The sequence below is a fragment of the Cupriavidus sp. CuC1 genome, assembly GCF_044627735.1.
In the GTDB taxonomy this organism is placed as follows: Bacteria; Pseudomonadota; Gammaproteobacteria; order Burkholderiales; family Burkholderiaceae; genus Cupriavidus; species Cupriavidus ulmosensis.
Map to the genome: position 1 here is coordinate 48,360 of NZ_JBIUHC010000023.1, position 19,929 is coordinate 68,288.

The 19,929-nt window shown below is 63.4% G+C and carries 17 protein-coding genes and 1 pseudogene; 6 read left to right on the forward strand and 12 right to left on the reverse strand.

Annotation, left to right across the window (positions count from 1 at the left end):
* Window positions 1-4: 4 nt before the first annotated feature.
* Genes ACGLHR_RS12735 through bcsB form a run of 3 tightly spaced genes read right to left on the reverse strand, consistent with a single transcriptional unit; the run spans window position 5 to window position 7,288 of the window.
* Window positions 5-3,835 (reverse strand): cellulose synthase subunit BcsC-related outer membrane protein, encoded by a 3,831-nt coding sequence (locus ACGLHR_RS12735; protein ID WP_400094200.1) that lies wholly within the window; start codon window positions 3,833-3,835, stop codon window positions 5-7.
* The gene (gene bcsZ, locus ACGLHR_RS12740) at window positions 3,814-5,040 is read right to left on the reverse strand and encodes a cellulose synthase complex periplasmic endoglucanase BcsZ (RefSeq protein WP_400094202.1); all 1,227 of its coding nucleotides are present in this window, start codon (window positions 5,038-5,040) and stop codon (window positions 3,814-3,816) included. Before bcsZ ends, ACGLHR_RS12735 begins: the two co-directional genes overlap by 22 nt.
* Window position 5,041: 1 nt before the next feature.
* Window positions 5,042-7,288 carry a cellulose biosynthesis cyclic di-GMP-binding regulatory protein BcsB gene (gene bcsB, locus ACGLHR_RS12745; RefSeq protein WP_400094204.1) on the reverse strand — a complete coding sequence of 749 codons (2,247 nt, stop codon included), beginning with the start codon at window positions 7,286-7,288 and terminating at the stop codon, window positions 5,042-5,044.
* A 409-nt stretch (window positions 7,289-7,697) separates the two neighbouring features.
* On the opposite strand from bcsB, the gene ACGLHR_RS12750 reads away from it, so the two are divergent.
* The 6 genes from ACGLHR_RS12750 (at window position 7,698) to ACGLHR_RS12775 (ending at window position 12,789) form a co-directional block, all read left to right on the forward strand.
* Entirely contained in the window at window positions 7,698-7,874 is a 177-nt protein-coding gene (locus ACGLHR_RS12750; protein WP_400094205.1) for a hypothetical protein, read from the forward strand.
* A 12-nt stretch (window positions 7,875-7,886) separates the two neighbouring features.
* Window positions 7,887-8,459 carry a DUF4337 domain-containing protein gene (locus tag ACGLHR_RS12755; RefSeq protein ID WP_400094206.1) on the forward strand — a complete coding sequence of 191 codons (573 nt, stop codon included), beginning with the start codon at window positions 7,887-7,889 and terminating at the stop codon, window positions 8,457-8,459.
* Window positions 8,460-8,847: 388 nt separating this feature from the next.
* Window positions 8,848-9,594, forward strand: coding sequence for an SDR family oxidoreductase (locus ACGLHR_RS12760; RefSeq protein WP_400094207.1), 747 nt, complete (start codon window positions 8,848-8,850; stop codon window positions 9,592-9,594).
* A gap of 47 nt (window positions 9,595-9,641) precedes the next feature.
* The gene (locus ACGLHR_RS12765; RefSeq protein ID WP_400094209.1) at window positions 9,642-10,217 is read left to right on the forward strand and encodes a TetR family transcriptional regulator C-terminal domain-containing protein; all 576 of its coding nucleotides are present in this window, start codon (window positions 9,642-9,644) and stop codon (window positions 10,215-10,217) included.
* Between the two features lie 83 nt (window positions 10,218-10,300).
* A complete protein-coding gene (locus tag ACGLHR_RS12770; RefSeq protein ID WP_400094210.1) occupies window positions 10,301-11,536 on the forward strand; it encodes an MFS transporter in 1,236 nt (411 codons plus the stop codon).
* A 227-nt stretch (window positions 11,537-11,763) separates the two neighbouring features.
* Window positions 11,764-12,789: an AraC family transcriptional regulator gene (locus ACGLHR_RS12775; protein ID WP_400094211.1), complete on the forward strand. Its 1,026-nt coding sequence runs from the start codon at window positions 11,764-11,766 to the stop codon at window positions 12,787-12,789.
* A 19-nt stretch (window positions 12,790-12,808) separates the two neighbouring features.
* On the opposite strand, the gene ACGLHR_RS12780 is transcribed toward ACGLHR_RS12775, so the two are convergent.
* The 9 genes and pseudogenes from ACGLHR_RS12780 to ACGLHR_RS12820 all read right to left on the reverse strand — a co-directional run bounded on the left by ACGLHR_RS12780 (window position 12,809) and on the right by ACGLHR_RS12820 (window position 19,906).
* Entirely contained in the window at window positions 12,809-13,735 is a 927-nt protein-coding gene (locus tag ACGLHR_RS12780; protein WP_400094213.1) for a 3-hydroxyacyl-CoA dehydrogenase, read from the reverse strand.
* A gap of 124 nt (window positions 13,736-13,859) precedes the next feature.
* Window positions 13,860-14,366, reverse strand: coding sequence for a 2,4'-dihydroxyacetophenone dioxygenase family protein (locus tag ACGLHR_RS12785; protein ID WP_400094215.1), 507 nt, complete (start codon window positions 14,364-14,366; stop codon window positions 13,860-13,862).
* Between the two features lie 152 nt (window positions 14,367-14,518).
* Window positions 14,519-14,854: a hypothetical protein gene (locus tag ACGLHR_RS12790; RefSeq protein WP_400094216.1), complete on the reverse strand. Its 336-nt coding sequence runs from the start codon at window positions 14,852-14,854 to the stop codon at window positions 14,519-14,521.
* A gap of 323 nt (window positions 14,855-15,177) precedes the next feature.
* Window positions 15,178-15,663, reverse strand: a complete 486-nt coding sequence (locus ACGLHR_RS12795) for a SixA phosphatase family protein (RefSeq protein ID WP_400094218.1) — start codon at window positions 15,661-15,663, stop codon at window positions 15,178-15,180.
* 159 nt (window positions 15,664-15,822) lie between these two features.
* The gene (locus tag ACGLHR_RS12800) at window positions 15,823-16,305 is read right to left on the reverse strand and encodes a hypothetical protein (RefSeq protein WP_400094219.1); all 483 of its coding nucleotides are present in this window, start codon (window positions 16,303-16,305) and stop codon (window positions 15,823-15,825) included.
* A 97-nt stretch (window positions 16,306-16,402) separates the two neighbouring features.
* Window positions 16,403-16,507, reverse strand: a pseudogene (locus tag ACGLHR_RS12805) (H-NS family nucleoid-associated regulatory protein); the annotation flags it as partial.
* A gap of 146 nt (window positions 16,508-16,653) precedes the next feature.
* Complete coding sequence (locus ACGLHR_RS12810) at window positions 16,654-16,971, reverse strand: hypothetical protein (RefSeq protein ID WP_400094221.1); 318 nt, start codon at window positions 16,969-16,971, stop codon at window positions 16,654-16,656.
* A gap of 617 nt (window positions 16,972-17,588) precedes the next feature.
* Window positions 17,589-18,506: a dioxygenase gene (locus ACGLHR_RS12815; protein ID WP_400094223.1), complete on the reverse strand. Its 918-nt coding sequence runs from the start codon at window positions 18,504-18,506 to the stop codon at window positions 17,589-17,591.
* A 14-nt stretch (window positions 18,507-18,520) separates the two neighbouring features.
* A complete protein-coding gene (locus tag ACGLHR_RS12820) occupies window positions 18,521-19,906 on the reverse strand; it encodes an MFS transporter (protein WP_400094225.1) in 1,386 nt (461 codons plus the stop codon).
* Between the last annotated feature and the right edge of the window lie 23 nt (window positions 19,907-19,929).

The following is a 19,929-nucleotide window of genomic DNA, read 5'->3' on the forward strand; positions in this document are numbered from 1 at the left end:
GCCCTCAGTAGGCGGAGTAAGGCCGCACAGGGGCGGGCGGAAAAGCCCGGCCTTCCTGTCTGCTGAAGTAATAGCGCAGATACGCCATCGCGCGGTTCGGCGCATAGTTGCGCGAACGGTCGATCTGGAAACGCAGGCCAGCCACCAGGTATGGCGAAAAATCGTACTCGACCGCGCCACCAAATGCGTAGCTGATGCCCCCGCCCGATCCGCCCGCATACACGGGAGGCGCGAGCTGATTGCTTGCCAGACGGGCTACGGCCGATGCCTGGAGGTCCGGCCGGGTCGGGTAGTACGGCATATCCTTCTCGTAGGTATTCGACCAGCCGAGCAATCCCTGCAACTGCCATGACCACGGCCCGCGCCGTCCGGCCCAATCGAGCGGGACGCCAAGCGAAAGATAGCGCTGCGGGCTGTAATAGCCGCCGTGGCCAAAACTGTAGAAGCGTAGATTTTCGGCATAGTGCCAGTAATTGGCCACCAGGCCGCTCTTCACGCGCTGGCCGCTTTGCTCGAACAGCGGCCAGTCGATGCCCGTTCGCAGCGTCAACTCGCGATTGGTCATCACGTTGTGCCCGGTCAGCAAGCCTGCGCCCAGATCTGCGAACACGCTGCCGCGACCCACGCCCTGGGCGTAGTGCAGATTGATGCCGTTGCGCAGCACACCGCCCCACGTCTGGCCGGTTGCCGGATCGGTCGCGCCGGCGTAGGAAATCAGGCTGCTGGTAACGGCGCGCCGCGACACGTCGACGGATGCCGAGGCATTGCCAAGTTCCGCGCGATAGCGCAAGCCGGCGGCGACGCTTTGCCTGACGAAGCCGAGCGGCGTGGTACCAATATCAGCGCGCCAGCTGTCGTAGGCGCGGTCCGACTCATAACCGGCTGCCAGCGCCATGCCGCGCTCATGCTGGGCAGCCGGCAAGAGGTTCGCATTGCCGCGCGCGGCAATCTGGCCGAAGGTGGTGACGTCGGCAAAGCGGTCGACCGGCAGCGTGCCGGCATCGAGCAGGACGGTATCGGCCTGGAGGAAGGCGTGGCCGCTGTAGCCGTGCGGCATGCGCAAGTACAGCGGAATCTCGATGGCGTCCAGTTTCGATATGCCGGGGTCACCGGCCTTTTGCGACGCCAGGGTGGCGGTGGCGAACTGTCCTTGCCGGCGCGCCTCGAGCGCGCGCAGGGCGTGCTCGGCCGGCGTGCCGTCCGGCCCGGGCAGAACGCTCGCGCGCTGCTCCTGGGCCTGTGATTCGCGATACAGCGCCGCCGCCTCGTCGTAGGCGCCGCGCGCCTGGGCGATGCGTCCCTGCTGGACGGTGATATCGGAACGCTCCGGATACCTGCGCCGTAGCAAGTCGGCCACGGCCGCGGCTTCATCCTCTCGCCTCAGCGCGGTGAGACGCCGGGCGACGGAGAGCCGCGTATCGATATCCTCTTCCGGGGCGTCGGCCAGCACCGCGCGCACCAGGTCGGTGGCGGCATCAAGCTTGCCTTCGCGTTCAAGCATGCGGGCTAAGGTAAGGCGTGCGCCTGCGTCTTGCGGTTGCGAGGCAAGCACCATGCTTGCGGCCTTGGCGGCAGACGCATAGTCGCCCTGCGCGTCTCGCAGGTCCGCCAGGGTCAGCAGCCAGCGGCGGTCCTCCTGCTGCCTGGCCGGCACGGCAAGCAAAGTCTGCTCGGCGCGCCCCAGCTCACCCTGCGCGATCAGGCGATCCGTTTCGCGCAGGGCAAGCCGCAGGCGTTGCCCTTCGAACGCGGCGCGGTCATCTTGCGAGAGACCGGGGCGCGTGCCCGCATCGTCCAGCCATGTAGCCAGTTCGCGGTCGCGTTGGGCCGCGGCGAGCAGCTCGCCGTAGCGCAGGCGTACCCCAATGGCGGGATCTTCGGGATGGGCGGCGAGCCAGTCCTGCACGAGCCGCAGCCCAACGTCCGGCTCGCGCAGGCCGATCCATTCGCGCCCGATCGTGGCGAGCATCTGCGGATCGGCGGCGGCCGCAAGCGTCGCCCGCTGCAATAACACGCGCGCCTGTGGCTCGTATCCGCGGGCGATCAGCTGGCGCGCATCACGCAACCGCTGCTGGGCGGCCAGGCTGCCAGCGAGCCTGAGCATGCCTTCGCTGCGTTCGCCCTGCGGTATGGGTGCGAGGACTTCGCTCGCACCGTCGATGTCCTCCAGTGAATTGCGAAAGAGCGCATTGGCGTAACGCATTTCCGGCGCCTGCGATACCAAGAGTCCGTCGTCCAGCACGGAGCGCCCAAGCGCGGGCAGGCCGAGGTCGCGGTAGATGCGGGCCAGGGTAAAGCGGCTCCAGGGCGAATCCGGCTTCAGGCGGATAGCTTCTTCGAGCCGGGCCATCGCCGGGCTGTTCTTGCGTTGCGCAAGCAACTGGTCCGCTTGCGTCGCCAGCACGTCGGCGCGCAGCGCGTTCAACTCGGCCTGGGCCCCCGTCAGGCGCTTCTCCGTGCCAGCGATCAAGGGAGCAATCTCTTCGTTGCGCTGGTTGTCGCGCAGGAGTGTCGCTAGCCGGCGCAGCGCGCCGAGATCCGGCTCGCGAGCAGAGAGCTGGTGACGCAACAACGCTTCGGCTTCCGGCAACTTCTGCTGCGCCATCAGCGCGTCGGCGAGGACCAGTTGAGCGCCAGGATTCTCCGGCTGTTGCGCCAGCGCCCGCCGGACAATCGCCTCCGCCTCGGCCGGCCTGCCTTGCGCGTTGGCGTCGCGCGCCCGTGCCACGGAACCCCAGAAGGCAGCGGTGGCGAGCAAGCCGCGCCATTTCCCCCCTTGCTCGGGATCGAGCCGCAAAGCGCGTGCAAATAGCTCGCGCGCTTCATCGTGTCGGCCCTGGCGCATGCGGACCAGTCCCAGTGCTCCGATCAGCACGGCATCGCCCGCACGGGTACGGTAGGCGTCTTGCAGTGCGTTCTCGGCCTCAATCAGGTTGCCACGTTCAAGCTGTGCAAGGCCGCGCTGGCGAGCCTGGTAGCCGGGGTCGGCGAGCATGCGCCGGTGGGCATCGAGCTTTTCGGCAAGCGTGGCCAGCGTTGCCTGCGCGACCTGGTCGTCCGGTACTTCCTTCAGATAGAGCTCGAACGCGCGATAGTAGGCGGGGTCGTCGCGAACATTGTTCAGTGCACGGCGCCACGCTTCCAGCGCCGTCTTGCGATCCGCGTCGGGCCGCTGCGCGACACCATGGAGGATGCCCAGTCCTTCTTGGCGAGTGGCCTCACGCTCGGTGAGCAGGCTACCGAGTACACGTGCCAGCCGGGTGTCGCCCGGGTCTTGCCGGATGGCAAGCCGCAACGCCGCGATGGCTTGCAGGCGTCCGGCTGAGGTGCCTGCCAGGATGCGATAGTATTCGCCCGCCAGCTCGCCGCTTGGCGCTCCGCGGGGAAATAGCGCCTGCAACCGGGCCGACGCCTCATCGGATTTCCCGCTGCGCGCCAGCAGGCGGATGCGGGCCATTTCCGGCTTGTCACGGGTTGCAATCCGATAGCTGTCCTCCAGCCCCCGTGTCGCCGGGTTGTCCGGATTGCCCTGGCGCATCTGGCGCAGGATCAGCTCGGCCTGGGCTGGGCGATTGGAGCGAATTTCGATCAGGCCGAGCAACTGCAGCGCCTCTGGCTGCCGGGGATCGAGCAGCAAGGCCTTTTCCAGCACCTCACGCGCGAGGTCGGCGCGGCCTTTCGCTTCCCACATCCGGGCCGCGGCCAGCAGTTGCGCCATTTCAGCCGAGAGCGCCGGACCGGGCGCGACCGCGGTGCTCTGGGCTTGGGCTGGTGCGCTTGCCGTGTTGGCCAGGAGCAGCGCCAAGGCTGAGACTAGCGCGCGGCGGCAGGGCATGTGGTTTTCCAGGCAGGGACGAGGGCGCCGTCGGCATCAAAACGATACATCCGGTCCAGGTAGCCGAGACCGAAAAGGGCAAGCACCTGGCTGTAGTATCCCAGTGGCGCCTGAGCAGCCAGAGCGCGTGTGCGTTGCGCCTGTGCATGGGCCAGGCCGGGCTTGCCCAGCGCTATGAGAAGCGGTACGACGGCGGCGGAGAAGCCGGCATTGCCAGCGTTGCGTCCGGGCATGCCCGTCTGTGTGTTCAAGCGTTCTGGCGGATAACCGTTGGTGGCCACAAAATCGGCAAGCGGCTCGAACTTACGTAGCATGGCCGGGCGCAGCGGCTCCTGCGGCGCGAGCATGCCGGCCCAGAGGTACACCCGGATCGCGTTATATGCGCTCTCGGCCTGGGTTTTCGTATCCGGCTGGAAGCCGCGGACAGCGTGATACTCGACCCAGTCGGGGGAAAAGCCGAGCGGCGCAGTGGCCATCACCTGCCTGGCCGACGTCTCGACGAGGTGCGTCCATGCCGTTTGCTCAGGCAATGCCGTAGCGAGACGGCGCATGAGTTGCAGCGGCACATAGCTTGGATTCAGCCGCCACACATCGGGCTTGAGCTGGAATCCGACGGGGCCGGGAAGAAGCGTGCGGCCGAGGGCCGGCAACTGCGCGGTTTCCTCTTGCAGGATGCGGCCGGCCAAGACGGAGCCCAGCGCCGTGAAACGACGCTCCTGCCAAAGGCGGCCGGCCTCCAAAAGCGTGTAGGCGATCCAGAGGTCGGCGTCGCTGGCTGGGTTGGCATCGATCGTGCCCCATGTTCCACCGTCGCCGCCATCTGCGCGTTTGCCCCAGATCCATGCGGGAAGATGCGCGGTCAGGTCGCCGCGCGCGAGTTTGTCTTCGGTCCAGCCGAGCAGCTTGTCGAACATGGGGCGGTCGTTAGCAACCAGCGCAAAGAACAAGCCATAGGCCTGGCCTTCCGACACAGTAACGCTCTGCTCGCTGCTCGCATCGACGACGCGCCCCTCTACGCTGATCGTATTGCGCCTGAAGTCTTCCCAATCCGGCCAGGGACAGGTCGCCGCGCCACCGGCAACGGTGGCGGTGGCGGTGGCGGTGGCGGTGGCGGTGGCGGTGGCGGTGGCGGTGGCGGTGGCGGTGGCGGTGGCCATCATGCCGGCCAGGAGCCAGTGAGCAAGGCGAGCCCGCATCCGCGCCATGTCAGCCTCCCGCACGACGGGCTGCGATGCGGCTCAGCGCCAGAAAGGCGGCGAGCGCGAAGACCAGGCCGGCCAGGATCCCGGCGACCGCCATCAAGGCCGGATACGCGGAGACCTTGACCCAGATACGTGCATACCAGGGGAATTCGCCAACGTAATAGCGCTCGCCGATTCGCAGAGATTCGATCTCTTGCTGGCGGATGATGGTCAGGTCGCCCCGTACCTGGCTTACCTTGCCAGGGTCCTCCAGAGCGTCCAGCACATCGCCGACCCGGCCGGGATCGGCCGCGGTAATCGCTACCACACTCTTGCTCTTGGCGTAGGGCGACTCGAAGCCGATGAGCGCGACGATGGGGCCGCCGGCAGTCAGGATGGCCCTGCCGGCAGGCGCTACAGCATCCCCTTCGAGGCCGTTCCACCAGTCCGGCCAGGCGCTGGAGCGCTGGTCACGCAGTGCTATCTCGGTCCTGCCTCGCTCGATCAGCAAAGGCAGGGACTTGCCCCATTGCGCGAGCCATTGTGCGGCCGAGCCTGTGCCAATGACCAGCAGGTTGCGGTCTGTGACAGTGTCGATGGCCTTTACGGGCGTCACTGTCACACGCAGTGCCGGCAACCCGGTCCATTTTCCCATGTGGCCGAGCAGGGTCAGAAGCGTTTCCTTATCGCGGGCAGTGGGCGCGTCCGGAATCACGACCGCCGTATCCGCAAGATCGGCAAGTCGTGTGAACGGATAGCCGCTATTGGCAAAGAATGCCAGATTGGGCAAGGCTGCGTAGTGATGGAAACCGCTGAAGTCGATGGTCGAGTCCGGGTCAATGGCGGCACGCGCCACGTCGCCCCCCGTCGCCGCGCAAAGCCCGGTCTTCTGCGAGTCGATATGGAAGCGGAACTGAAGCTGATTGTTGCTGCCGACGCGGAAGGCTGGAATCTGGATCTCGTTGGTCACGATGGCATTGCTGCCCGACAACAGTGGCACGCTTACGGCGCTCTCGTCGCTCTGGCTGCTTAGCGGCTTTAGCCGGTATGATTTGACCAGTTGATCGTTGATGTCCACGCCCAGCACCGAATCGTTGTACGCGGACGGCGCCGTGTAGCGGTACTTTACATTGAGCGGGACGCTGCGTTGATTCCAGCCATACAGATCGGCGGGCACGCGCAGGTTGATGCGAATCGGCTCCGGACTATTGCCTGCCACCTGCAGTTGCTGCGGCTCCTTGACAAGTTCCTTGAACCACACCGGGCGATCCACCGGCGCCCAGTTTGGTGCATCGTACGGCTGGCGCGGCTGGCCCGGATCTACCGACTGCACTAGTGTGGCTGCGCCGGCCATCGCCGCCTTGCCCAGCACCAGCGCGTTGGCGGCGGTCTGCAGTTCCTGCGCGTTGCGCCCGGCAATCAGAAGCAGCTTGCGGCCAGGCGTGGCGGGGTTGTCGATGACGCTGATGGATGCGCCCCCGATCGCCGGTATATCCAGGCCAGCGGGCATCTCCGCTGGTGTCGCGAAGACAATGGCGTGCCTGTCCGCTGGCGGCGTGTCGGTCACTGGAAAGCGCGCCTCGCGGTAGCTCGCGAGCGCCCCCAGCCACGAAGCGACCACGCCTGCCGCGCGCAGCGTACTGCTGCTGGCGGTATTCGGTAGCACAAAAGGCAGCGTGACGCGGCCGTTGTCGCGGCGATCGAAGAACGGCGCGGGTATCAGCGAAAGGCTATTCGGGAGACTGACGCTGGCCTTGGATAACGTCAGGGTAGTCGTCGGACTGATATCGGCCCACAGGCTGGAATGGGTGGGATCCTCACACTGATCCACCGTATAGTGGGCAATGAGCTGGACGCCAATGCGGTTGAAATCGGTGAAGAAGCGCGGGTCGAGATCGAGTTCCCGCGTCACCGGCTGCCCTGCGTGCTCCTTGTCCAGCGGCAGTGTGGCGACCACTTCGTCGTTCAATGTGATCTTGATATGCGAAAGAGAATGGATCAGCGAGGGTGAGTAAGTGAAGTTCAACGTCAGCTTCGCCGCTGTGACAATCTCGTCGAGGCGTACCCCGACGTTCAGCGTCCGGCTGGCATTGACGCCGCGAAGCGCGATCGGACCGTATTCGCCCAGTTGGCGGAGTGCCAGGGTCTGCGCCTTGAGGGGCATCGCAGGTGCCGCCACGCTTTGCGTTGCGGGTACAGGTGGAAGCGTGTCGTGCGCATTGGGCGCCGCCTGCGAGAGCGGCGACGCAAATAGCAGCCCTGCCGCAGCCATGCAGGCGCGCCGAATGGCTGACAATGGAAAAGTCATGACGGAACGCTGGTTGTTTTGTAGGCGATATTGGACGAAGACCCCACTCCGGCGCTTCGCGTCGCGCTTCTTGCGAATATTCACGCTTGCGCATCGCCGATCAGGACGTCCTATTCCTATTCTCGAAATTGTCGGGTTGTCGCTCTCGCGCTAGGCAGGAGGACAGGCTCTCTATCGGCAGAATGGCAACATTCCTTTAGCCGGCTCTGTCACGTTACCGGCGCGGTCGCGTAAGATCACGGCGCGGTAGCGCTGCGTACTGAGAATGGGGTGATGTTCGCTCCCAGTCTCAACAGGCATGCCAAGCCGGCATTTGGGCCTGAGGTTGGAAAAATTGGATTCCAGCTGAACATCGATCTCATGTAGGAAGAGCATGAAAATTCTTGCGCATAGCCATACGTCTATCGTGGACCAGGTAGCCGGCGCCGTGGTACGCAGCGCGACCAACCACACGGTCGGCGCTCTGATGCGTCGTCACGGTTTGATAGGCGTCATTGTCATCGCCATCGTGCTCATCTTGGGCGTTTGGGCCGTCAAGCGGCTCTTTTGAAGCGGAGTAGCAATGTCAGAGGGATTTCACGTACACGGTGCCCACGACCACGCGCTTGAGCACGCGGCGGAAATCGGTCATGCCGACAGCTTTTCGGGCCGCATTGCGGTGATGACAGCGATCTTGTCGACGGCTGGCGCGGTTTTCGGATATCAGGGCGGGGCGACCCAAAACGAAGCGCTGCTTCTGAAGAATGAAGCCGCTATTCACAAGACCGAAGCAGCCAACCAATGGGCCTACTACCAAGCGAAGGGACAGAAGCAAGCGATTGCTGAACTGACGGCACAGCTGCCCGGAGTGGATCAAGCCGCCGCCAAACGGGAAGCGCTGCGCTACGGGTCGGAGAAGGAGCAAATCCGGCAGAAGGCAGAGGCGCAAGAGCAGGCGGCCAGGGACGCTGACGAGGCCAGTGAGAATGCCGTCCACCATCATCACCGCTGGGCACAAGCTGTCGTAGCTGTTCAGGTTTCTATCGCCTTGGCGGCAATCACGCTGCTCACGCGGCGCCGATGGTTGCAGGTGGCATCGTACGGGGTAGGCGCGATTGGCGGTGTTCTGGCTGTCCTTTCAATGCTCCACATCTAGGAAAAGATGAAAACGACAATCAGCCAGTTGCCAGTGGCCGGTTGAGCGTGTCGCGCTCCGTCTGCAGCCGCGCCCGTTCCTCGGCGCCGGCCGCAGCGGCGTCTTGCGCCCTCGCCTGCACGGCCGCCAGCTCGGTGCGCAGGTCCGCCCTTCTGGCGCAGCGTGTGCTCCTGGTCGATCTCGCGCAGCGCGCGGCGCTCGGTGGCGCTGGCCCGCTCCTGCGCCACTGCGACCTGCTCGCGGGTTGCTCTCCAGCTCCGTCGAGAATTGGAGGGTCGGTCACGCAGATCCGAAAGACCACCAACGCGTCATAATTTTTTTTGCAAATTAAGATGACCGGTCATATACTACTTCCACCAAACCGAATTTCGGTGTCATGGAGCACATCATGCAACTTAGCGGCAACACCATCTTCATCACGGGCGGCGGTTCCGGAATCGGGCGCGGCCTGGCAGAAGCCCTTCACAAGCAAGGCAATCAAGTCATCATTTCCGGGCGGCGCAAGAGCCACTTGGAGGCGACAGTCCGAGCGAACCCCGGGATGGCGTCGATCGAGCTCGACGTCACTGATCCGGCCAATATTGCCGCGGTCGCCAAACAACTGACGAACGACTTCCCGAAACTCAACATCCTCATCAACAACGCGGGCATCATGCAGATCGACGATGCGAGCGGCCCGGTCGACGAGGAACTGCTCGTGTCGACGGTGGCGACCAACCTGCTCGGCCCCATCCGCCTCACAGGGGCGCTCATCGAGCATCTGAAGAAGCAGCCCGAAGCGACCATCATCAACGTGTCGTCGGTCCTCGGCTTCGTTCCGCTCGCCGTCACCGCGGTTTACTCGTCGACCAAGGCCGCCATTCACTCGTACTCGGAGTCACTTCGCTGGCGCCTGAAGAACACTTCGGTGAAGGTCCGCGAAATCGCACCGCCCTGGGTTCAGACCGACCTACTGAACAGCAACGACGAGCCGCGCGCCATGCCGCTTGCGCCGTTCATCGCGGAGACGATGCAGGTGCTCGCGACGGACGCCAACGAAGTGCTGGTCGAGAATGCCAAGCAACTCCGCGCAGCGGTCGGACCCGACAATGGCGCGTTCTCACTGCAGTTCAACGACATCTTCGTCGCTGGCTGAGCCCATCGGGACGATCGCGTCCCTGAACCAATTTAAAGGACAGAGCCATGGGCAGACCGAGCGTTCGTCCCCTCATCGTCGATGCAGGTCTGCGCGTCTTCCTGCGTGGCGGCTTCACCGCGAGCAGCGTCCAGGACATCACCGACGAGGCCGGCGTCCCAAAGGGGTCGTTCTACAACCACTTCGAAAGCAAGGAAGCCCTGGGCGCTGAAATCGTCGACCTCTACGCAGAGGGAGGCGAGCGGCGAGCGGCGCTGAAGGACAGGTCTCGCCCCCCCCTGGAAAGGCTACGCGCCCACTTCACGGGGCTGACCGAGATGTACAGGGCGGCGAACTTCTCCAAAGGCTGCCTACTGGGAAATTTCAGCGCCGAGGTCTCCGAGTCCAGCCCTGAGATTCGCGAGCGCCTCGCGGTGCTGTTTGCACGTTGGACTAGCGAGATGGAAGAGGCGATTTCCGAGGCGCAGCAGCGCGGCGAGGTACCGACGCAGACCTCGGCCGCCGACCTCGCCGCATTCCTGCTGGACGCCTACGAAGGCGCGATTCTCCGCTCAAGAGTGGAGAAGAGCTCACGCGCCTTCGAACGCTTCGAGACCCTCGTGTTCGAGAAGATCCTGCGTTAAGCCAGCACGTCAAGAGACGTGCCACCAACCAACCTCAAGACGGCAGACGCATATGGCGCATCGCCGTGTAGGAGCACGCCGGTATGAATACCGCAATCGCGTCCGCAACAGTCCCGAAGCCACTGTACTGGTTGGCGCTAGGCGCCTTTGCCATCGGCACCGAAGGCTTCATGATCGCACCGCTGCTGCCCAGTATTGCAGCAGACTTGGGCGTGAGCGTCTCTATGGCCGGTCAGTTGGTCACCGCATTTGCGTTGGCCTATGCACTCAGCTCGCCGATTCTAACCGTCCTGACTGGGTCAGCAAACAGGCGACGGCTTCTGATACTGTGCTTGGGCGCGTTCGCCGTTGCGAACGTCATCGCCTTCAGTTCGTCGGGCTACTGGCAACTGCTAGGTGCGCGCCTATTGCTCGCGTTCTCCGCGGGCTTGTATGTGCCGAGCGCGAATGCGGTAGCCACAGCGCTCGTCTCGCCCGAGCGTCGAGGACGCGCGTTGTCCATTGTCAATGGTGGCACGAGCCTCGCAATCGCACTCGGCGTCCCGTTGGGAGCCATCCTCGGGCATGCAGCCGGATGGCGGATGACCTTCGCGGGCGTCGCAGTCTTGGCTGTCATCGCCACCATCGCGCTCCAACTGGGGCTACCGAGAGCATTCGGCGCCGGCATTCCTGTGGCATCCCTCAAGGCGCGGTACGCAGTGGCACGAAACCCGCAGGTTCTGCGGGCGCTGATGGTGACGACGTTGTGGGCCATGGGAGCCTATACGGTCTACACCTACGTCGCGAGCTACATCGCCGGAGCGACCGGCATCGTCGGCGCAGGTCTCAGCGTGATTCTCTTCGTCTGGGGCCTGTCTGCGGCAGCCGGCGTCTTCCTGGGGGGAAATCTCACGGACAAGCTCGGGGCAGAACAGGTGATCAAGCCGGCGCTCGCCGCCCTGGCGTTTGCCTTCGGCAGCTTGTCCTTGATCGCGCTCTCGCCGGGCCACTCGCTGTCTGTAGTGCCAGTGATCGTCGCTGTGGTTGTGTGGGGATTGTCGGCGTGGGCGTTCTTCCCTGCGCAACAAGCCCGGCTCATCGGTATCGCCGGCCTTCCTGTCGCCCCAGTCGTGCTGTCTCTGAACGCATCGTTCATGTTCGCGGGCTTCTCGCTCGGAGCCGCACTCGGTGCTTTCACGCTCAATCACGCATCGTTCGCGGACCTTGGCTGGGTAGGCGCGACTTGCGAACTCGTCGCGCTGCTGCTCTTGTGGCTCGGCTCTGCCAAAGCGTCTGCAGTCACAAACACTCTGCCCGCCACGTCTACGGCGAATGAGTAGTCCGCCTTCAACTCGAAGCGTACGAAGCACCCGCCCATCGCGAATGAGACACCGCGTCGGAACGTGCGTACTCTTTCATTCGCCAACGCGATACCATCGGGTAGACTCCCCCGCGCGTCGTGTTTGCGCAGAATAGCGAGATCTTCGCGCTGACGAAGATTTGCTTGCTGCCTGCGACGCGCTTCGGGGCCCGCATGTGCACTACCTCCCGCAGTGAAGTACATAGAATGCAAGGATACCTACCCAGTGTTGTGTTGACCGGAGCTGCGCCTCTGCTCGAGGTACTCGGCGTTCAACCCGAGTTGGTTGCGACCGGAGCCGAGCTGCCGGAGCTTGCGCTCCGTTCCGCCGACGTGCCGATCCGGGGTGCGCAAGTGCTTCGATTCCTTTCGCTGGCTGCTGAAGTTACGCAATGCCGGAACTTTGGACTAAGACTCGCCGAATATCAGGGCCTGGCGGTCCTGGGGCCGATCCTTGTGATGATGCATGGCGCGCGTACCCTCGGGGAGGCAATGGATACGCTTGCCGAGTTCTACGTGCTACATACCTCGATGTCTTCTGTACGTGCAGTGCGGGACGAACAGGGGATGGTCTTGACTTACGACATTGAAAACGCTTCCGGTCCCGGAGAAGTTCAGGCAGTTGAACTGGGTCTCGCCAACGGTATGCAGTACTTGCGTACCATCTGTGGTTCCACCTGGCAGCCGGCCGTTGTGCAATTCCGTCATTCGGCGCCTGCGGACTGCACAATGCACAGGCGCACATTCGGACCGTCCCTCAACTTCGATCAGGACAGAAATGCGATTGTCCTCGATCGCGATACGGTGACGCGTCCGGTAACGCAACTTCGCCGTAACGCGCATCGTGTGCTCGAAGCACACTTGCGGCGAGAAAGGGCTCAGGTGGAGGCGCTATGGACGGTACGCACGCAAACGATGATTCGCACGCTCTTGCCGTTCACTGACAGTTCGCTCAACGCCATAGCGCGAGCGCTCGCAACGTCCCCGCGGTCCTTGCAACGTCGCCTCGCTGAGGCCCGCACGACGTTCGAAGAACTGCGGGAACAAGTTCGTGAAGATCTCGCCCTGAAGTATGTGCAGCAGTCAAATCTGCGTCTCGCCGAGATCTCTGAACTGCTCGGCTATTCGCAGCAAAGCGCGTTTAGCCGTGCGTTCAAGCGACTGCGGAGCGTCACGCCCCGGCAGTATCGAGCCATGCGTCACGGGGACGACCCCGGACGTCCTGCCAGGTAGCAATAGCCTGCCTTGGGTTTCACGTGGCGACGAACGTGGGATTCAGGAACTCCGGATCAGGATATTGATAGAAGCCGCGTCCCACTGACTCGCCGATACACCCGGTATCGATGAAATGCGCTTTCATGTATTCTGCAATGCGCCGATGCGTCGAATCGCCCGTACGTTCCGCAAGAGCGCGCGTGACGTTATAGACGGTCGTCATGCCGATTCCGTCGAGAATGCCGAATGGGCCAATCCGATCCGCCTTCGCAATCATCCACGCCTTGTCGATCGTTTGCACGTCGGCGACGTCGTTGACCAGCAGACCCAGCGCGGCGATCAGCATCGGGACGAGCATGGTATTGAGCAGGTAGCCGGGCTGCTCCTTGCGCAGTGGTAAAGGCACCATGCCAATACGGTGTGCGAACTGAACTATGCGCGCGAATACGGCGGGGTCGGTGCCCGGATGGCCCATGATTTCGGCGATGTTGTGCTTCCACACTTCGTGCGCGAAATGCAGGCTCAGCACGCGCTCGGGCCGGTCAGTGAACATGGCAAACTGGCTTGGCACCAGCGTCGACGAGTTGCTCGCAAAGATGGTGCCGGCCGGCGCTACCGCTGACAGTGAACGGTAGAATGACTGCTTGATTGCCAGATCCTCAGGGATGGCTTCGATGACGAGGTCCATGTCCGCAACGGCCGAACCGAGGTCGGTATTGCCCTCGATGCGTGCCAGCGTGGCTTCGATCTGCTCGCGAGGGGCGCCCAAGTCGGCAGCGTAGACGCGCCCTAGCGCATCAAAACGGGCGTTCGCGCGGTCCAGGCAGGCGGTATCGACGTCGTAGGCTACGACGTCGATACCGGAAAACGCGCACTGAAAGGCGATCTGCGCGCCCAGCACGCCGGTGCCGGCCACCATGACGCGTGCGATCGGCTGATTGTCGTTTAGGGAATGAGAAGGCATGAGTGACGGGTGCGTTGCGTAGCGTATATCGGATCCAGGGATGGAAGCGGTGCGCAGGGTGCAAGGTGGGTCATCGGCGTGACCTCCGTGAGCCAGATGCCTGGCTCACGTCCGTTGCCGTCGCTTAGCGTCCGCCCTGGCAGCCGATCAGGTCGATCTCGGGCAACTCATTGGCTTTGCAGTAGTCCTGGTAGCGGCTCAAAGCCGTCCGCCACGTCTCGACGAACGTGACCTTGCCGTTTTCGTCGAGGAAGTGCAGCTCACCGGTCGACACCACGAGCGCCATACCATTGTCGTCGTCGGAGAGATTCGTAAACGAGTGTGACGACTCCGACGGCTCAAAAACGAAATCGCCGGCTTGCGCGATCCAATCGTGCTGGTCGTATTTCCATCGACCGCTGAGTGTGTAGACCATCACCGTACCCGTATGGCGATGAATATGCGCGCCTTCGCCTTTGGCAGCCTTCATGACCAATACCACTTCGCCCGTGACCGGGTTGATTTTGAAGTATTTGAGTAGAATTTTGTCGTTAATAGGGGCGAAGGGAATCCACGGCGTGGCGCTTGCGCCGATATGGGCCGTGTCGATCGCGGAAACATCGTTGAGGACTTGCGTAGCTTCTGTGTTCATGGAACGTCTCCGATTGAGTTGAGGGCTGGGCGTGCGCAGCGCGAACCGTGCGCAATCTCCAGTCCCTATTCAATCGCAAGTCACCTGTGGGAACTTGACCTGTGCCGCCCCAATTTGTACTTTACGCGCCAAGTGTGTTTTGTAAGCTGATCTCATTCAGGACAAGGCTGACCCGCGGCACCCCACATCGCCACATCCTTCACATGCGACTCGAATGTGCCGGGCGGTGTGCTGCGCCCCCCACCCGGATTCCAGCTCCAGGGGATAAAGCCATGCATACAGGCATCGTGACGCAGATGCTCTGCCAAACCCGCTGCGTCCCGACCACGATTGCGCTTGGGGTCGCGCAACTGCTGACAGATCTCCGCGCCGCTCTTACCGAACCACTGGAATTGCACAGGGGCCAATTGCCAGGCAATGCCGACATGTGGTGGCGCATGCGGTACATCGTTCAGCGCGGTCGAAGTCACATGGGGCAAGTTGTGCACGTTTGTCCCGGGATACCCGCGCGACCGAAACCGGCATTGATGTTCATACGGTGCAGTCGGGTCCTGCTCTCCCCGACAACATTCCACCTCGGAACATTGTCTGCGCCGACGTGGCAATTGGCACAGCGCGGATGGGTGACAACGGCCTGGATGCGCTGCCATGCCTTCGGGCCATCGTCCTTGCTGACGCTGCCCTGAGGCGGCATGTCGCTAGCGGTCTTCTGGTCGTCGGTGGCTGAGATCGCAAACGGGGCGGCAATGGCCACGGCGGCGGCAACAGGCATCTCAACAGAATGCGTTTCGCGTTCGCCGCGAACTCTGCATTATTTCTTCGGCGCGTCCATCCTCACCTTCGCCGGGCCGATCTCCGCGACATCCGCCCACGCCTTTGCGTCGAAGCAGAACTCCGCAATGGCGCATGTGGGCATGTCTATGATCGTGCTCGATAGCCGGTGCGCGAGGTCGGTGAATTCGGGATTGTGGCCGAAGAGCATCACGCGGTCTAGCCTGTCGTCGAGTGCGCAGATTACGGCGAGCAAGTTGTACGGGCTGCTGGCGTAGAGGCGTTCATCGACGACGATGTCCTTGCGCTTGTAGCCGATCTCATCGGCGATGAGTTGCGCCGTGGTCAGCGCACGCAACGCCGGGCTCGACACGAGTAGATCGGGATCGACCCCGCGATCAGTCAGGCGCTTGCCCATCTTGGACGCATCATTGCGGCCGCGATCTTCTAGCGGTCGCTGCTGATCGGGCAAGGACGGATTGTCGCGACTGGATTTGGCATGCCGCACAAGAAACAGGATTTTCATGATCAAGCTGAGGAATGGCCTGAATCGTCATTATTGCCCTTTTCGGCCGCCGCGGCGACTACTAGGGGTGCTAGCCTTTCATGTTTTCGATTGCCGTCGTTTTCAACCTCGCATCGCTGCTGGGCTTGCGAACCGTCGCAAATCGCGCCGAAATCAAAGCTACCCCCAAAAGGACCACAGAAGCGGCACGTCCAGATTCATGCCGCCAACGTGGAGTTGCTCCGATCCGTACACCACGACTTTAGGCGACGCGAAATCAAGGTGGTTCTCTTCCATCCACGCGGCGACCGCGGTTTGCAGCCGATTCATGAGATCAAGTTGAAGCTTCCATGGTTCTGGGGACTCGCGGTCGGGAAAGCCATCACCGATCGTCGCCGCGAGAATGGGGGCGAGCACATCCTGGGCTTGATCGCTGCCAATCAATTTGCCCTCCTGCTCGCCCAAGGCCATGCCAGCGAGCATCCGCTCGAGAATCCTCGTCGCCTCGAACCGCGCGAAGTAGGACGGAGGCTCGGGGCTAAAGCCCGCGGTAACCACCTGCGTCATGCCCACCTGCGCTGCCGCCGAGATGGCATCGCGACGGGAGCCAAACCCTGCGACCCATCGACCGGCCGCATCCTTGTACCCGAACTCTTCCTGCATGCTGCCTCCTGCATGGTTGATGTTGGGCCTTTGCCATGGCGCCGTTCTCCGCCCGGTATGCTGCACGGCCTTGGCGGCCGTGGCATGCGTTTTCACACTATGTCGTGGCTACAACCTGGAAATGTTCCACCGTCTGCCCGGCGTGGATCGCCCGCTGCAGCCAATCCGGCATGGCGCCGCGGCCGTCCCAGCCCTGCCCCTGTGCGTTGCGGTAGAGAAGACGTGACCGCCCTCGTTGCTTAAATTTTAGTCAAATCTGCTGACGCCGTCGGCACTCGGCTCCCGCGCGGCTTGTCCACAGGCTTGTCCCCTCGTGCGGTGGACAAATCCCCGCCCTCGGGCGCTCCCTCAGGCCGGCCCGGGCTTGCACTTGGTGCGCGTCTCCGGCACCCGGCGCTTGGCACCTACCAGGCGGCGCGTGGCGGTGGCTTGCGCATGGGCCCGCGCGGCGCGCCGTACTGCCGTTTCCAGTTGCGCCCGCAGCTCGTCTTGGGCCGCCTGCCCTCGCCCGAGCGCCTGCTCTGTCTCCGCCAGTTGCCGGCTGAGCGTATCGCGCTCGGCCTGCAGCCGCGCCCGCGCCTCCGCGGCGGCCTCTTGCGCCCGCGCCTGCACGACTGCCAGCTCAGCGCGCAATTTCGCGAGCGCCTGCTCGGCCTTCTGGCGCAACGTGCGCTCCTGATCGATCTCGCGCAGCGCGCGCCGCTCGCTGGACGGCGTCGAGCTCGGCCTGCACGGCGGCGGTCTCCTGCTCGGCCACCACCACCACCGCGGCGCGCGCCTGGTCGAGGGTCGGCCAGGATTCGCGGAAAATCCGCCACATCCTTGGCAACCCATTGATTTATCGAGGGAATCCAGCCTTTCCAGAACCCGGATGGCATCGCCTGCCCTCAGCGAAGAACTCAACTTGCGCTGCATAGTGCCTGGAGCAGCATATTTCAGCAGAGAGAGGCGGAAGGCATGAGCGCTTAGCCCGTCAACCTGTCATCAAAGGCAGGCAAATTCCTTTCCCTGGCACGCACGCCGTTCGAGAGCGCCCGATATCAGCCCAACCGGGGCGCCCTGCTGGGTTCAGCGGCGCCTCATGCGTCGTTTTGGTCGGACAATGCTAATCACCCCAATGGCGCGCTTGCGCACTTTTGACCGACAGCCCGCCGGGGCGGCGGCGTCACCCCGGTGCCTCCGTTCGTTCTTGCACGGCTTGTTCCGCATCCGCTCGTAGGAGTGGAGCCGGCTGCGCCAACCGGCATCATGATGACGCTGCCCTACTTCGGCGATCCGCGCGATCAGAGCGCTGCCGTATCGTATCGGCTCGCGGCAATCATTTCGTCTTCGCACAGCGCGTCCTGGAGCACAAAGTCGAAACGCACGTGCGTAAACGGGCCTGTTACGCCAAGCGACGCAAACTCCGTCGAGCTTTCCACCTTCGTGAGCGCCACCACCAGGCCGTCGCGGGTGGCGAAGGCGAAGTCGTCATCCAGGAAGGTGTCTCCCGGGATGTTGACCTGCGTGGTCAGCGCGCGCTTGCCGCCACCCGAGACCAGGAAGTGAATGTGGGCCGGCCGGTTGCCGTGCCGTCCAAGCAGGTCGAACAACTCGGAAACCGGGCTGCCCGGCGGAATCGCGTAGCCTGGCGGCAGGAAGCTGCGGAAGCGATAATTGCCATCGGCGTCGGTCTCGATCCGGCGGCGCAGGTTGTAGGCGGGCTGGTCAGGATCGAAATGCGAGTAGCGTCCGAGTTCGTTGCAGTGCCACACGTCGACACTGGCGTGCGGCACCGGCTTGCCGTCGAGGCCCAGCACGCGGCCTTCCATTACCAGCACTTCGCCTTCTCCTTCATTGCCTTCATCCAGGCGGACCTCGCGCATGGCCAGCGGCGCGCCGGCCACGTACAGCGGCCCTTCGATGGCGCGCGGCGTGCCCTTCTCACGCGCTTCGGCCTGGTCTGCCTCTTCTGCCAGGATATCCAGTAACCGGTCGAAGCCCAGGCCCGCGGTGATCAGGCCGACCATATTGGCTTCGCCCAGGCGGTTCAGCCATTTCATGGCCGACCAGAATTCGTTGGGGGTGACCTTGAATTCCTCAATGGTATGGAACAGATCGGTGACGATACGCGCGGTGACAGCACGGACGCGCTCGTCGCCAGCGCTGACCTGGCTGCCATTGACCAGCGCCAGAAGTTGGGAGGTGGTGTACTCGGCCATGATGCATGGTCTCCTTAGATTTTAGAGTTTGTGGGGGGGTGAGAAATATTGAGAATCGCGTCAGTGCCGGCGGCGTTGCCTTGCTCCGTGGCCGCCGACGCCGACCGTGCGTGGTTGATGATCAGCACGGCGGCTGCCGCGACGACGCCGGGCACCGCGATGGACATGAAGTTCTGCTCCAGCGGCAGCCCGAAGCCGACCAGCATGCCAATCACGATCGGCGCCAGGATGGCGCCGCCACGGCCGACGCCCAGGGTCCAGCCAATTCCCGTGGCACGGATGGCAATGGGATAGAACTGCCCCGCATAGGCGCAGCCGACGATCTGTGTACCAATGGTCGACGCGCCTGCAAGTCCGACGAGTACGTACAGCAAGCCGACCGGTACCTGGTGGCCCAGCATGGTGATCGATACGGCGGCCAACAGGTACATGCCTATCAGGACGTACTTGATGTGGAACCTGTCGGCCAGCCATCCGCCGCCAATCGCGCCGATCATGCCGCCGAGGTTAAGCACCAGCACGAACGTCAAGGCGGAACCAAGGCTGTAGCCTGCGCTCGCCATCAGCTTGGCCAGCCACGAACTGAGCGCGTAGACCATGAACAGGCACATGAAGCACGACAGCCAGAACATCAGTGTGCTCAAGCCGCGCCCCTCCCTGAAGAGCTGGCGGATAGGCGCACCTGCGGCTGCGTCCGTGCCGGTAATCACGAAGCGGTCGTCTGTCCGCGGGGCGTAGCCAGGGTCGATTCGCCCGGCCAGCCGCCTCAACTCGTCACTGCGCCCGCGCCGGATCAGGAACGCCACCGATTCCGGCATCGTCTTGAGGATCAGCGGGATCAGCAGCACGGGGAGTCCCGCGGCGACGAATACGGATTGCCATCCGTAGGTCTCGATCAGACCCTTGCCTAGCAGGGCCGCGAGCATGCCCCCGATCGAGTAGCCGCTGAACATCAACGTCACCATCGTGCTGCGCACGCGCTGCGGTGCATACTCAGTCATCTGCGCGATCACGTTCGGCATGACGCCGCCGATGCCAAGACCGGCCAGGAAGCGCGCCGCGCCGAACGAGAGCGGGTCTGTACATAGCCCCGAGACGGCGGTGAAGACGCTGAACAGCGCGATGCAGATCGTGATCGCCCAACGCCTGCCGATCTTGTCGGCGATGGTGCCGAGGAAGATGTTGCCGAACATCATGCCGAACAGCGCCGAGCTGACCAGCAGGCCGGCCTGCGTGGGATCGATCGCCATCTGCTTCATGATCGACGGCAAAGCGATGCCGACCACGGCCAGATCATAGCCGTCGAAAACGATGATCAATGCGCACCAGATCAGCACGCTGTAATGGAAGGTATTGAGCCTGGCGTCGCTAGCCAGTTTTTGGATATCGATTTGCCGCATGGTCTCCTCTCTGTTTTTCTGTC

Coding starts and splice junctions, on each gene's coding strand:
- ACGLHR_RS12735 (WP_400094200.1), bottom strand. CDS start 3,835: ATGCCCTGCCGCCGCGCGCTAGTCTCAGCCTTGGCGCTGCTCCTGGCC.
- bcsZ (WP_400094202.1), bottom strand. CDS start 5,040: ATGGCGCGGATGCGGGCTCGCCTTGCTCACTGGCTCCTGGCCGGCATG.
- bcsB (WP_400094204.1), bottom strand. CDS start 7,288: ATGGCTGCGGCAGGGCTGCTATTTGCGTCGCCGCTCTCGCAGGCGGCG.
- ACGLHR_RS12750 (WP_400094205.1), top strand. CDS start 7,698: ATGAAAATTCTTGCGCATAGCCATACGTCTATCGTGGACCAGGTAGCC.
- ACGLHR_RS12755 (WP_400094206.1), top strand. CDS start 7,887: ATGTCAGAGGGATTTCACGTACACGGTGCCCACGACCACGCGCTTGAG.
- ACGLHR_RS12760 (WP_400094207.1), top strand. CDS start 8,848: ATGCAACTTAGCGGCAACACCATCTTCATCACGGGCGGCGGTTCCGGA.
- ACGLHR_RS12765 (WP_400094209.1), top strand. CDS start 9,642: ATGGGCAGACCGAGCGTTCGTCCCCTCATCGTCGATGCAGGTCTGCGC.
- ACGLHR_RS12770 (WP_400094210.1), top strand. CDS start 10,301: ATGAATACCGCAATCGCGTCCGCAACAGTCCCGAAGCCACTGTACTGG.
- ACGLHR_RS12775 (WP_400094211.1), top strand. CDS start 11,764: ATGCAAGGATACCTACCCAGTGTTGTGTTGACCGGAGCTGCGCCTCTG.
- ACGLHR_RS12780 (WP_400094213.1), bottom strand. CDS start 13,735: ATGCCTTCTCATTCCCTAAACGACAATCAGCCGATCGCACGCGTCATG.
- ACGLHR_RS12785 (WP_400094215.1), bottom strand. CDS start 14,366: ATGAACACAGAAGCTACGCAAGTCCTCAACGATGTTTCCGCGATCGAC.
- ACGLHR_RS12795 (WP_400094218.1), bottom strand. CDS start 15,663: ATGAAAATCCTGTTTCTTGTGCGGCATGCCAAATCCAGTCGCGACAAT.
- ACGLHR_RS12800 (WP_400094219.1), bottom strand. CDS start 16,305: ATGCAGGAAGAGTTCGGGTACAAGGATGCGGCCGGTCGATGGGTCGCA.
- ACGLHR_RS12815 (WP_400094223.1), bottom strand. CDS start 18,506: ATGGCCGAGTACACCACCTCCCAACTTCTGGCGCTGGTCAATGGCAGC.
- ACGLHR_RS12820 (WP_400094225.1), bottom strand. CDS start 19,906: ATGCGGCAAATCGATATCCAAAAACTGGCTAGCGACGCCAGGCTCAAT.